We start from the raw sequence: 12,763 nt of genomic DNA on the forward strand, positions 1-12,763 counted from the left end.
ATTGAGGGGGAGCATTATGGCAGCAACTAATACGTTAAATCACCATTTAAATGAAAATAGGAAGAAGATTGAAGCTGGCGGTCATCCAAAATATCATGAAAAACTAAAAGAACAAAAAAAGTTGTTTGTTCGTGACAGGTTAGCATTATTATTTGATGAAGGAAAATATGAAGAAGATGGAAAATTCGCCAATTTCCAAGCGGGGAATCTCCCGGCAGATGGTGTAGTAACGGCTATCGGTAAAATTAATGGGCAGACAGTGTGTGTCATGGCCAATGATTCGACGATTAAAGCAGGTTCTTGGGGAGCACGTACGGTTGAAAAGATTATCCGAATTCAAGAAACAGCTGAAAAGTTAAAGGTTCCGTTATTCTATCTAGTTGATTCAGCCGGAGCAAGAATCACTGACCAAATAGAGATGTTTCCAAATCGCCGCGGGGCAGGCAAAATCTTCTATAACCAAGTGAAGCTTTCAGGGATGATTCCACAGGTTTGTATTCTATTTGGACCTTCAGCGGCTGGTGGCGCATATATCCCAGCATTTTGCGATATTGTCATTATGGTTGATCAAAATGCTTCCATGTATTTGGGCTCCCCTCGTATGGCAGAAAAGGTTATCGGTGAAAAGGTATCATTGGAGGAAATGGGCGGTGCCCGCATGCACTGTACGATTAGCGGCTGTGGGGATGTTTTGGCTTACAGTGAGGAAGAAGCGATTGAATCGGCCAAAAGATATATTAGCTATTTTCCTGCCAGCTTTAAAGAAAAGACAAAAATGTCTAATGGAGTGGCAGCGAAGGAAGGCCGTGATCTGGAAGCGATTATTCCTGAAAATCAAAATGCACCATTTGATATGGTGGAATGTATTGAACGGCTAGTTGATAATGCTAGTTTTTATGAAATTAAAAAATTATTTGCACCAGAATTAATAACTGGATTAGCTAGAATTGAGGGGAGAGCTGTTGGGATTATTGCCAATCAGCCAAAAGTAAAAGGCGGCGTATTATTTGTTGATTCTGCTGATAAAGCTGCAAAATTCATCCAGCTTTGTGATGCCTTCCATATTCCACTATTATTCCTGGCAGATGTCCCTGGTTTTATGATTGGTACAAAAGTAGAACGGGCTGGAATTATCCGTCACGGTGCAAAATTGATTGCAGCAATGAGTTCAGCGACCGTACCAAAAATTTCGGTCATTATTAGAAAAGCTTATGGTGCAGGTCTTTATGCGATGGCGGGTCCGGCGTTTGAACCTGATTGCTGCATTGCATTGCCAACTGCCCAAATTGCGGTAATGGGTCCGGAAGCGGCTGTAAATGCTGTTTACTCTAATAAGATTAATGAAATTGACGATCCAAAAGAAAGAATAGCCTTTGTTCAAGCAAAACATAAAGAGTATAAAGAACATATCGACATTTATAAGCTGGCATCCGAGCTCATTGTCGATGAAATTGTTGCCCCTTCGGAGTTAAGAGATGTACTTATTCAGCGTTTCGCCTATTATGAAACGAAAGAATTAAACTTCAGTGTCCGGAAGCATCCGGTATACCCTGTATAATAGAACATGGCCCTTTTCGGCATATAACCGAAAAGGGTTTATTTTTTATAAAACGTACTAACAATCAATGGACAGCATCTGATAAAATACGGTTATAGATAAGAAAGCGTAAGCGCCTTGATCAGCCCCGACAGGCATAAGACGAACCGCGAGGAGGCAATTTTCCAGCCACCACAGCGGGGCGGCTTATGACCCGAGGGGCTAGGCGCTGGGGCTGGAATACGAAGTAAAAAGAGGGATTACCATGAATATTGGAATTATTGGTGCAGGGTCAATTGGATTATTATTTGCCTCCTACATTAGTAGGGTCTTTGAGGTGACGATTTATACTAGAACGATAACGCAGGCTGATGAGATTAACAAAAATGGAATCTTGCTGCATAAAGGGGCAGATGAAAGAAGAGCCTTGGTCAAGGCTCTTCCAGTTTCTTCTTTTAAAGGAACAGAAGATTTAACAATCATTACAGTTAAACAATATCAGCTTCCTGCAATTATTGAGAAAATTCATCATTTATCCGTCATTCCTGAAAACCTGTTATTTATACAAAATGGTATGGGGCATATAAAGTTGCTTGAATGTATTAGGGCGAACAATCTATATGTCGGGTCTGTTGAGCATGGGGCCTTAAAGGAAAATTCCTTTACGGTGAGCCATAATGGGGAAGGTGCGATAAATGTTGCAGTTTTCCAAGGTGATGCAAAATCATTGCAACAATTTGCAGCCTCGTTGTCTCCTGATTTTCCGATTGTTTTTCAAGAAGATTTTTACGATATGCTTGTAAAAAAATTAATTGTCAACGCAGTCATTAATCCATTGACCGCCATCCTTCAAGTGGAAAATGGAAGATTAATTGAAAATCAGTATTATTTTCAGGTAGTCAAAAATCTCTTTTCAGAAATATCCTTTATTTTGAATCTAGACAATCCGGATGAACATTTAAAATTAGTTGTTGATATTTGTGAAAAAACGGCAAACAACCGATCTTCGATGTTAAAGGACATTGAAGCAAATAGGTTGACGGAAATTGACGCAATTTTAGGTTTTTTATTAGAACAAGCAAAAAGACAGGAAAAGAACTCTCCTCAAATAGCGAACCTTTACTATTTGATAAAAGGAAAAGAAATTGGTGGGGAGGAAGTTACATGAGCACCATTCTCTCCGCAGTCTTAACTGTTTTTTTTACATTACCGTTCCTCGGTTCCATTCTTGTCTTTTTTGTTATAAAAATAATCACTAAAAAGTCCCGGAAATCATTGCATAAGGCAGTGGATTATACAACTCTTTTATATATCATATCTGTTCATTTTTTAATCGTCACCATATGGGGCAAATCGTTTTTTTGGTTAATAATACTACTAATGATTTTCATTGCCATGGTGTTTGTCTTTGTTCATTGGAAGGTAAAAGAAGAAATCATTCTAAATAAAGTGTTCAAAGGGTTTTGGCGCTTTAATTTTATCGTTTTTTTTCTAGCATATATTACATTAACACTGTATGGAATCATTCATGGTGCTGTGATTTTTACCTTTTCAGCTTAAATTTTTGAAGCAAAGTTTTTTTCAATATGGGTAGGTAGTGGTATACTCGTAAAAGAATGAATCTCAGGTGTCAGAAAGGAAGTACATGAATGGAGATTTTAAATCTCTCGTTACCGGCAACGAATCGGTTTGCATCGAATTATTTGGAACAATCTGCTGATATCCAGTCTTTTTTTCATTATCGCTTTAATGATTTACAAGAAGATAAGAAAAGAATAGCTGAATTAAACAATAGACCGTTTCCCCGAATGGAAGTTGCTGCACATATTGAGAACTTTATGGAGCGCTTTCCAACTTCAGAAGCCGTAATGAAATCGATAAATAAACTGAAAAAAGATAATAGCTTAGTCGTTGTTGGTGGTCAACAGGCCGGGATCCTGACAGGGCCGCTTTATTCCATACATAAAGTCATTTCTATCATAAAATTAGCGGAACAAAAAGAAAGACAGCTTGGAATACCTGTCATTCCTGTTTTTTGGATTGCCGGAGAAGACCATGATTTCCAAGAAGTAAATCATGTGTTTGTACCTGTTAAGGAAAAAATCGATAAATGGATCTATCCGGAAAAAGTTCACCAAAAGAAAATGGTGACTGATATCACTTTGAATAAAGATATTTGTCTTTCGTGGGTAGAAAACTTGATTAAGAATTATGGAGAAACAGAACATACGAATGGTCTTTTAGAATTTGCTGAAGCACAAGTTATAAAGTCAGCTACCTTCGTTGATTTCTTTGCCCACATTATTATGGAGCTTTTTAAAGATTATGGGCTTTTAATTGTTGATTCCGGGAACAGGGATTTCCGGCAGATACAAAAAGAATTTTTTAAGAAGCAGATTGTTCACCATGACATCATAACCTTTTCGTTATTAGAGCAGCAAAAGCAAATAGGGAAAAATGGGTTTCCCATTACAATTGAAGCGAGCGAAAAAGCTGCAAATCTCTTCTACTATGATCAAAGGGCAAATGAACGAATATTGCTAGAATATGATCGTGAATTCGATCGTTTCGTGGGGAAAAGTGGTACCATAACCTTTTCTAAAGAGGAATTAGTGGAGTTAGTCGACGAACATCCTGCCAAATTCAGCAATAATGTGGTGACGCGTCCACTTATGCAGGAATGGCTGTTTCCTACAATTGCCTTTATTGCCGGGCCAGGTGAAATTTCTTACTGGGCAGAGCTAAAGCTAGTATTTGAACATTTTAATATTAAAATGCCGCCAATTGTTCCGCGTTTGAATATAACATTTTTGGATCGTTCAATAGAATCAGATATTTCAGAATTAAATTTGAATTTAATTGATGTTTTAAGTAAAGGAACGGAGAAGGAAAGAGAACAGTTTTTAGCGGCCATTAAAGATAAAGAATTAGCAGTATTATTTTCAAGTACAATTGAACAGTTAATAAAACAGTACAAAATGATTGAAGCGAAAACGGAACAACTGGATCGTGCACTCCTACCAATGCTTAAGAAAAATGAAAATTATTTACTAAAAGAGATTGGCTTCATGCAATCAAAACTAGAAGAAGCCGTAAAGTTGAAACATGATGTCCTATTAAAAAAATATGCACGTGTGGACCTTGCCTTACGACCTGATGGCTTTCCACAAGAACGAGTTTGGAATGTATTTTATTATTTAAATCAATATGGTTTGACTTTTATGAATAAATTGATGGCAGAGACTTTTGAATTTGATGGCTGCCATAAGGTTTTGAAAGTATAAGAAAACTTCACCTTCGATGTGAAGTTTTTTTTTGCCTAAAATCACAAATAAAAAAAGGGTTTTAAAGAAATTGGGGCGAATAATTTAAAAATAGGTGGTGAAAAGTGGGGGAATGTGGTACATTTTTTATAGAAAGTGGGGGTAATGGGTATGTTCATGGGTGAATACCATCACAGCATTGATACGAAAGGCCGATTAATTGTGCCATCCAAATTCCGTGATGAACTTGGCGACATGTTTATCATCACACGTGGATTGGATCAATGTTTGTTTGGTTACCCAGTATCAGAGTGGGGGCTTATTGAAGAAAAGTTAAAAGGTCTGCCACTTACGAAAAAAGACGCCCGTGCCTTTACTAGATTCTTCTTTTCTGGAGCAACAGAGAGTGAACTGGATAAACAAGGAAGAATAAATATCCCTGCACCGCTTTTGCAATATGCAAAATTAGAAAAAGAATGCGTAATCTTAGGAGTTTCCAATCGAATTGAAATTTGGAGCAAGCAGATTTGGGAAGACTATTTTACACAGTCAGAAGAATCTTTTGCGGAAATTGCAGAAAATATGATTGGCTTTGATATATAATGGATAAGTTATATTAATATAATTTCTGTAATGAAATAGGTTCGATTGGAAAAGGTGGTACGAAAATGTTTGAACATACAACTGTGTTATTAAAGGAAGCTGTTGACGGATTAAATATTAAGCCTGATGGTATTTATGTTGATTGTACCTTGGGCGGTGCAGGACATAGTTCACTTATTCTTTCAAGACTCGGAACAGGTGGGAAACTATATGCATTTGACCAGGATGAAACAGCAATTGCGAATGCGAAGGAAAAATTATCCGAATTCGGAGATCAGTTAGTTATTATTAAAAGCAATTTCTTATATTTGAAAGAAGAACTTGAAAACCGTGGGATTGATCATGTTGATGGGGTTCTTTATGACCTTGGGGTATCCTCACCGCAATTGGATACACCAGAGAGGGGTTTTAGCTACCATCATGATGCACCCTTGGACATGAGGATGGACAATGAAGCGGATATTTCCGCTTACGACGTCATTAATCATTGGTCATATGAAGACTTAGTTCGTATCTTTTTCCGTTATGGGGAAGAGAAATTCTCAAAACAAATCGCTCGTAAAATTGAAGCAGCGAGATCGGTAAAACCAATTGAAACAACCTTCGAGTTAGTAGAGTTGATTAAGGAAGGGATTCCCGCACCTGCAAGAAGAAAAGGCGGACACCCTGCAAAACGAATTTTTCAAGCTGTCAGAATAGCTGTTAACGATGAATTAGCGGTATTTGAACAATCATTAATCCAAGCGATAGACCTCTTAAACCCAGAGGGGAGAATAAGTGTCATTACTTTCCATTCTCTTGAGGACAGAATTTGTAAGGCTGCCTTTAAAAAGGCGAGTGAGACCCCTCATTTACCACATGGTTTACCCATCATTCCTGATGAATATAAGCCGATTTTAAAGCTAATCTCTCGTAAACCCATTCTTCCATCTGAAGAAGAATTAGAACAAAACAATCGCGCTCGTTCTGCAAAACTGCGAATTGCAGAAAAATTATAAGAAAAACAATCTGGAGGGGAAACGGTTGGGTAATCTTGCCAGGAAATATTTAGAACAGCAACAAGCAGAAAAAACAGTCCAAAACAAAAGTCAAGTAAAATTAAAAAAATCCTGGCTTACTCCAGGGGAAAAAATAATTGGAGTCGTATTTGCCGGAATGGTATGTTTTGGTGCAGTACATCTCATATCTAATCAATCAAACATTTATGAAGTAAACAAGGACATTCAAGCAGTTGAAGAAAAGATTAGTGAACAACAAAAGGTAAACGGTGATTTGCAGGTACAAGTAAGTGAATTGAGTTCTTACGATCGGATTTTTGAAAAGGCAAAGAAAATGGGTTTAATCAGAGATGAAAATAACGACGTCAAGGTTGTGCAGGAGAGATGAACAAGAAACAGCCATATATGAATGTGGGAGCAGCGATATTGTTTGGGATATTCGGCCTGCTCTTTTTTGTTTTGATTTGCAGGTATTTTTCAATTCAAATTACCGGAGAAGTCAGCGGACAGCCTCTGGCAGCGAAGGCCCAGCAAAAATATGGCCGGGAGGGAACCCTTCAGGCTGAAAGGGGAATCATCTTTGATCGGAATGGTGAGTTGGTGGCCGAGGATACGGCTGCGTATACACTTATTGCAATTCTTGATAAAAAGATGACAACGAATTCCAAAAAACCGAAACATGTAAAGGATCCTGGTAAAACAGCGCAAGAGCTTTCCAAGTATATTAAAATGGATGAAACAGAGATTTATAAAATTCTAACCACAGGGAAAGAAAATAAAAGGTTCCAGGTCGAATTCGGCAAAGCAGGAAGAGATATTTCTTATGACATAAAGAAAAAAATAGAAGGCCTTGAGCTTCCCGGTATCACATTTTCCCGTGACTCGAAACGTTTCTATCCAAATGGGATCTTTGCTTCCCATTTAGTTGGATATGCAGAAAGAGTTAAACAAAAGGATGGCACCGATGTTAAACAAAAGGATGGAACCTATAAAACGGAAGGAAGAATGGGGATAGAGAAAGCCTTCAACGATGAGTTAACAGGGGAAAATGGCAAAATTAATTATGAGAGCGATTTGTGGGGCTATATCCTTCCTGATGGAAAGGAAAAGATTACTCCCGCACAAGATGGTAATGATATCTATTTGACAATTGACAAAAAAATCCAAACCTTTTTGGAAGATGCCATGGATAATGTGGTGAAGGAATATAAACCGAAAAAGATTATTGCTGTTGTCGCTGACCCGAAAACTGGGGAAATCCTAGCTATGGGACAGCGCCCATCGTTCCAACCGAAAACAAAAGAAGGAATAGAAAAAAGCTGGCATAATGAAGCGGTTGAAACATCGTTTGAACCAGGTTCAACAATGAAGATTTTCACTCTTGCTGCCGCGATACAAGAAAATAAATTCGATCCGAATGAACAATATGAGTCCGGCTCCTACAGGGTTACCGACAAAGATAAAGCCATTCATGATCATAATGGATCCGGATGGGGAACAATCACCTATCTAGAAGGTGTGCAGCGTTCTTCGAATGTTGCGTTTGCCAAAATCGCCAAAGAAAAATTAGGCTTTGATACTTTCAGAGAATATTTAACAAAGTTTGGTTTTGATAAACCGACAGGGATTGAGCTTCCAGATGAAACGTCCGGAAAAATTCAATACACGTATCCCAGTGAAAAGATTACTACGGCATATGGACAAGGAACGGCGATTACACCGATACAGCAAATACAAGCAGCTACAGCCATCGCTAATGATGGGAAAATGTTAAAGCCTAAAGTAGTCGAAAAAATTGTCAATCATGATACAGGGGAAACGATAAAGAAATTATCTCCAGAAGTTGTGTCAACACCGATATCGGCAGAAACTGCCAAACAAGTGCGTGATATCCTAGAAACGGTTGTAACTTCACCTAAAGGTACTGGTGGACGTTACAAAATTGATGGTTACAGTGTAGCGGGTAAGACCGGGACTGCTAATATCCCAGGACCTGGGGGCTACTTAAAAGGTGTAAACAATTATATGTTTTCATTTTTAGGGATGGCACCTAAGGATGATCCTAAATTAATCGTTTATGTAGCAGTACAGCAGCCTGAGCTTGTAGGTGATGACGCAGGTCAGGGAGCTATTCCTGTCTCGGCTATTTTTAATCCAGTGATGAAGAATAGCCTGCATTATTTAAATATCCAGCCATCGATGCTTGAAAAGGCCGTGGTAAACAAACTCTCAAATCTTAATGGACAAACGACAGAAGAAGCAGTCAAGAATCTAAAAGATCATGGCTTTGAAACGGTTGTACTCGGCAAAGGATCAAAAGTTGTCGGGCAGCTGCCAAAGGCGGGGACTACCATTTTAGAGGGTGAGAAGGTAATCATCCAAACAGATGGTGATCTGACGGCTCCGGATATGACAGGCTGGTCGCTAAGAGATGTTATGAAAATAGCTAATCTTACTGGAGTAAAATTAAATTCTAAGGGGAAAGGCTATGTCACTCAGCAAAATATTCAACCCAACGCCATCTTACACAGCGGGGATTTCCTTATAGTCGATTTTAAATCTCCTGAAGAACAATGGGATACTGAAATAAACGTTAAGAATGATGAAACCGGAAAAACAGAGGAAGATAAAGAAGAGAAAGTTCAAGATTAACTTTTTATCCCGCTTTTTAAGCGGGATTTTTGCATTACATTGGCTTTTTAGCCTGCGTTCTATTTGAAAAAGTACAAGCATATAAATGAACGATAAATGGAAAGTGAATGCGTAATAAAGGAGGATCATTCATTGTATGCGTGTTTCAAATGTAACTGTCCGTAAACGGCTAATGATTGCCCTATTCGTTGGAATTTTGACCTTCTTAATAATTGATGTTCGTCTCGGATACGTCCAATTTGTCTTAGGTGATATGTTGACAGATCGGGCAAAAGGTTCCTGGAGCCGGAATATTCCTTTTGAACCTGAGCGCGGGCAGATTGTCGACCGCAATGGGATCCCGTTAGCTACAAATATTAGTGCTCCAACTGTTTATGTGATTCCAAGACAAATTAAAGATCCGGCAACAACTGCGGAAAAGCTGGCATCCGTGCTGGATATGCCGAAAGAAAAAGCGTATCGAGATATTACGAAAGGGGCATCATCCGTTCGTATTAAAGAAGGCAGAAAAATTTCTCATGAAAAGGCAAAGGAAATCAGGGCTCTTGATCTTGAAGGTGTCTATATAGGAGAAGATTCAAAGAGGCATTATCCTAATGGCAGTTACCTCTCCCATGTTCTTGGGTTTACTGGGGTGGACAACCAGGGGTTGATGGGGCTTGAGCAGTACTATGATAAGGAGTTAAGTGGTGAACGTGGTGCTGTTAAATTTTATGCCAATGCCAAAGGAGAAAGAATGAATGACATGGCCGATGATTATGAACATCCTGTTAATGGACTTGATTTGAAACTAACCATCGATTCAAAAATTGAAACCATTATCGAAAGGGAATTGGATATTGCCGAGGCAAAATATAATCCTGATGGAATTGTTGCGATAGCTATGAACCCAAATAACGGAGAAATATTAGGGATGTCAAGCAGGCCTACTTTTGATCCGGCTAATTTCCGAAATGTTCCACAAGAAGTATATAACCGAAACCTGCCAGTATGGTCAACCTATGAACCAGGTTCCACTTTTAAAATTATTACCCTTGCTGCTGCACTGAATGAAGGAAAAGTTGATTTGGAAAAAGACCATTTCCATGATTCCGGTTCTGTACAGGTAGCAGGAGCAAGGTTAAAATGCTGGAAAAGGGGCGGTCATGGGAGCCAAACCATGTTGGAAGTTGTGCAAAATTCTTGTAACCCGGGATTTGTGGAAATGGGAGATCGTTTAGGGAAAGAAAAACTTTTTAAATATATAAAGGATTTTGGATTTGGCCAGAAGACTGGGATTGACTTGCAGGGGGAAGGTACGGGCATTTTATTTAATTTGAACCGGGTTGGTCCTGTTGAGCAAGCTACAACTGCTTTTGGACAGGGGGTATCGGTTACGCCGATCCAGCAGGTTACTGCGGTTTCCGCTGCTATTAATGGGGGAATTCTTTACAAGCCGTTTATCGCTAAAGAATTAATTGACCCCGTTACAAAAGAAGTGGTCATGAGAAATACGCCGGTGGAAAAAAGGCGCGTCATTACGGAGGAGACCTCAAAAGAAATTCGCCATGCCCTTGAAAGTGTTGTTGCACAAGGAACAGGAGGCAAGGCGTTTATTGAAGGGTACCGAGTTGGCGGGAAAACAGGAACAGCGCAAAAAGCGCAAAACGGAAGATATTTAGAAAATAACTTTATTGTTTCCTTTATGGGTTTTGCGCCGGCAGATGATCCACAAATTGTTGTCTATGTGGCAGTGGATAATCCAAAAGGGGTTACGGCCTTTGGGGGAACAGTTAGTGCGCCAATCGTTGGCAATATTATGAAGGATGGTTTGATTGCAATGGGAATTGAGCCTCGAAAAGACCAAATTGAAAAAGAGATAAAATACCCGGATTCCCCATTACTAAAACTGCCTGATTTTGTTGGGCTAACAAAAAGTGAACTCATGGAACAATTCATTAATTTAAGAATCGATGCTAGTGGTGAAGGCGATGTTGTAGTGAGACAATCCCCAAAACCAGGTACAAAGGTAAAGGAAGGCTCAAAAATTAGACTTTACTTTGGCAAAGGGGACTAACAAGATTTGAAATAAAAGGGATCGAATGGCGGCCGGAATGTTTTCCGCCGCCTAAAATTTTATTAAGCTTACATAACTAAATGGTAAAATAAAATAATTTAATGTAAAATAAGATGGAACTTTCGTTATAACAGTTTTCAAAGGGAATATTGGTAAATGGATATGTACGGTTATGAGAGGATTTGAGAGAAAATGAAGCTGCAAAAGCTACTTGCGTATTTGCATCCGATTCTTCCTTTTAATGGAGAAGATCCGGAAATTACATCAATTGAAAACGATAACCGGAAGGTGCAAAAAGGGAGCTTATTTATTTGTATTAAAGGCTACACAGTAGACGGCCATAATTTTGCAGAATCTGCTGTTAATAATGGTGCTGTAGCAATAATCGCTGAGCGGCCGTTAGACCTTGATGTACCCGTTATCGTTGTTAACGATACAACAAGAGTAATGGCAGTGCTTGCGGATGCTTTTTACGGGCAGCCCACGAAAAAGCTGCGGTTAATCGGGATCACGGGAACGAATGGCAAAACAACAACCAGTCATTTGATTGAAAAAATATTTGCTGATACAGGCAAAAAAACAGGCTTGATTGGCACCATGTACACAAAAATTGCTGACAATACAATTGAAACGAAAAACACAACTCCAGAAAGCTTGACACTCCAAAAAACATTTCAACAAATGGTGGATGCCGATGTTGATTTAGCCGTAATGGAGGTTTCTTCGCATGCTCTTGACTTAGGAAGGGTTCATGGTTGTGATTATGATATTGCTGTTTTCACAAACCTTACGCAAGACCACCTTGATTACCATAAAACAATGGAGGAGTATAAACGTTCCAAGGGCTTGTTGTTTGCCCAGCTTGGGAATACCTTTGACTTAAACAAACCAAAATTTGCTGTCTTAAATGCAGATGATCCTGCAACCGAAATGTATAGCAGGTCAACGGCAGCACATGTGGTTACATACGGAATTGATCAAAAGGCAGACCTAAAGGCGGAAAATATTCATATGACGCCAAAAGGCACAAAATTTGATCTTGTTATCGATGGTGCCATCTATCCAGTTCAAATGCAGTTAATTGGTAAATTCAGTGTTTATAATGTCTTAGCAAGTATCACTGCTGCATTAGTATCTGGGATAGGGATTAATGACATCATCCATTCAATAGAAGCCGTCGAAGGGGTAGCCGGAAGATTTGAACTCGTTCACTCCGGTCAGGATTTCACCGTGATTGTGGATTATGCACATACACCAGATAGTCTAGAAAATGTGTTAAAGACGATTCAGCACTTCGCAAAGAAAAAGATTTTCGTTATTGTAGGCTGCGGTGGCGACCGTGACCGCACAAAACGGCCATTGATGGCACAAATTGCCTGTCATTTGGCAACAAATCCGATTTTCACTTCGGATAACCCAAGAAGTGAAGATCCGCTAGCGATATTGAAAGAAATGGAAGCAGGTGTGCAAGGTGATACATACCAAGTTATACCTGATCGAAAGGAAGCTATTTATACAGCTGTCAATCAGGCTGCAGCTGGAGATGTCATTTTAATTGCCGGAAAGGGACATGAAACCTATCAAACGATTGGTACCGTAGTTCATGACTTTGATGACCGGCTTGTTGCCAGGGAAGCGATTGAGGAGAGATAAG

At 39.2% G+C, this 12,763-nt stretch carries 10 protein-coding genes; all 10 read left to right on the plus strand.

What is annotated here, in order from left to right:
- Positions 1 to 16 precede the first annotated feature (16 nt).
- A complete protein-coding gene (locus ACIQXV_RS22690) occupies positions 17 to 1,558 on the plus strand; it encodes an acyl-CoA carboxylase subunit beta (RefSeq protein ID WP_402962358.1) in 1,542 nt (513 codons plus the stop codon).
- A 244-nt stretch (positions 1,559 to 1,802) separates the two neighbouring features.
- The gene (locus ACIQXV_RS22695) at positions 1,803 to 2,705 is read left to right on the plus strand and encodes a 2-dehydropantoate 2-reductase (protein ID WP_402962360.1); all 903 of its coding nucleotides are present in this window, start codon (positions 1,803 to 1,805) and stop codon (positions 2,703 to 2,705) included.
- Positions 2,702 to 3,097, plus strand: coding sequence for a DUF3397 domain-containing protein (locus tag ACIQXV_RS22700; protein WP_402962362.1), 396 nt, complete (start codon positions 2,702 to 2,704; stop codon positions 3,095 to 3,097). The genes ACIQXV_RS22695 and ACIQXV_RS22700 overlap by 4 nt, the downstream gene beginning before the upstream one ends.
- Positions 3,098 to 3,186: 89 nt before the next feature.
- The gene (bshC, locus tag ACIQXV_RS22705) at positions 3,187 to 4,821 is read left to right on the plus strand and encodes a bacillithiol biosynthesis cysteine-adding enzyme BshC (protein WP_402962364.1); all 1,635 of its coding nucleotides are present in this window, start codon (positions 3,187 to 3,189) and stop codon (positions 4,819 to 4,821) included.
- A 150-nt stretch (positions 4,822 to 4,971) separates the two neighbouring features.
- Positions 4,972 to 5,403, plus strand: coding sequence for a division/cell wall cluster transcriptional repressor MraZ (gene mraZ / locus ACIQXV_RS22710; RefSeq protein WP_215040695.1), 432 nt, complete (start codon positions 4,972 to 4,974; stop codon positions 5,401 to 5,403).
- Between the two features lie 65 nt (positions 5,404 to 5,468).
- Positions 5,469 to 6,401, plus strand: a complete 933-nt coding sequence (rsmH, locus tag ACIQXV_RS22715) for a 16S rRNA (cytosine(1402)-N(4))-methyltransferase RsmH (RefSeq protein ID WP_402962366.1) — start codon at positions 5,469 to 5,471, stop codon at positions 6,399 to 6,401.
- A gap of 25 nt (positions 6,402 to 6,426) precedes the next feature.
- Positions 6,427 to 6,789: a cell division protein FtsL gene (ftsL, locus tag ACIQXV_RS22720; protein WP_402962368.1), complete on the plus strand. Its 363-nt coding sequence runs from the start codon at positions 6,427 to 6,429 to the stop codon at positions 6,787 to 6,789.
- Positions 6,786 to 9,053: a penicillin-binding protein gene (locus tag ACIQXV_RS22725; RefSeq protein ID WP_402962370.1), complete on the plus strand. Its 2,268-nt coding sequence runs from the start codon at positions 6,786 to 6,788 to the stop codon at positions 9,051 to 9,053. The genes ftsL and ACIQXV_RS22725 overlap by 4 nt, the downstream gene beginning before the upstream one ends.
- Positions 9,054 to 9,189: 136 nt before the next feature.
- Positions 9,190 to 11,109 carry a stage V sporulation protein D gene (locus tag ACIQXV_RS22730; RefSeq protein ID WP_402962372.1) on the plus strand — a complete coding sequence of 640 codons (1,920 nt, stop codon included), beginning with the start codon at positions 9,190 to 9,192 and terminating at the stop codon, positions 11,107 to 11,109.
- A 192-nt stretch (positions 11,110 to 11,301) separates the two neighbouring features.
- Positions 11,302 to 12,762, plus strand: coding sequence for a UDP-N-acetylmuramoyl-L-alanyl-D-glutamate--2,6-diaminopimelate ligase (locus ACIQXV_RS22735; protein WP_402962374.1), 1,461 nt, complete (start codon positions 11,302 to 11,304; stop codon positions 12,760 to 12,762).
- Position 12,763 lies beyond the last annotated feature (1 nt).

Origin of the sequence: Neobacillus sp. NPDC097160, from assembly GCF_044762155.1 — a bacterium.
Lineage (GTDB): Bacteria > Bacillota > Bacilli > Bacillales > Cytobacillaceae > Neobacillus.

What these genes read in the sequence shown, in the direction of transcription:
- ACIQXV_RS22690 (WP_402962358.1), top strand. Translation starts at nt 17, where the DNA reads ATGGCAGCAACTAATACGTTAAATCACCATTTAAATGAAAATAGGAAG.
- ACIQXV_RS22695 (WP_402962360.1), top strand. Translation starts at nt 1,803, where the DNA reads ATGAATATTGGAATTATTGGTGCAGGGTCAATTGGATTATTATTTGCC.
- ACIQXV_RS22700 (WP_402962362.1), top strand. Translation starts at nt 2,702, where the DNA reads ATGAGCACCATTCTCTCCGCAGTCTTAACTGTTTTTTTTACATTACCG.
- bshC (WP_402962364.1), top strand. Translation starts at nt 3,187, where the DNA reads ATGGAGATTTTAAATCTCTCGTTACCGGCAACGAATCGGTTTGCATCG.
- mraZ (WP_215040695.1), top strand. Translation starts at nt 4,972, where the DNA reads ATGTTCATGGGTGAATACCATCACAGCATTGATACGAAAGGCCGATTA.
- rsmH (WP_402962366.1), top strand. Translation starts at nt 5,469, where the DNA reads ATGTTTGAACATACAACTGTGTTATTAAAGGAAGCTGTTGACGGATTA.
- ACIQXV_RS22725 (WP_402962370.1), top strand. Translation starts at nt 6,786, where the DNA reads ATGAACAAGAAACAGCCATATATGAATGTGGGAGCAGCGATATTGTTT.
- ACIQXV_RS22730 (WP_402962372.1), top strand. Translation starts at nt 9,190, where the DNA reads ATGCGTGTTTCAAATGTAACTGTCCGTAAACGGCTAATGATTGCCCTA.
- ACIQXV_RS22735 (WP_402962374.1), top strand. Translation starts at nt 11,302, where the DNA reads ATGAAGCTGCAAAAGCTACTTGCGTATTTGCATCCGATTCTTCCTTTT.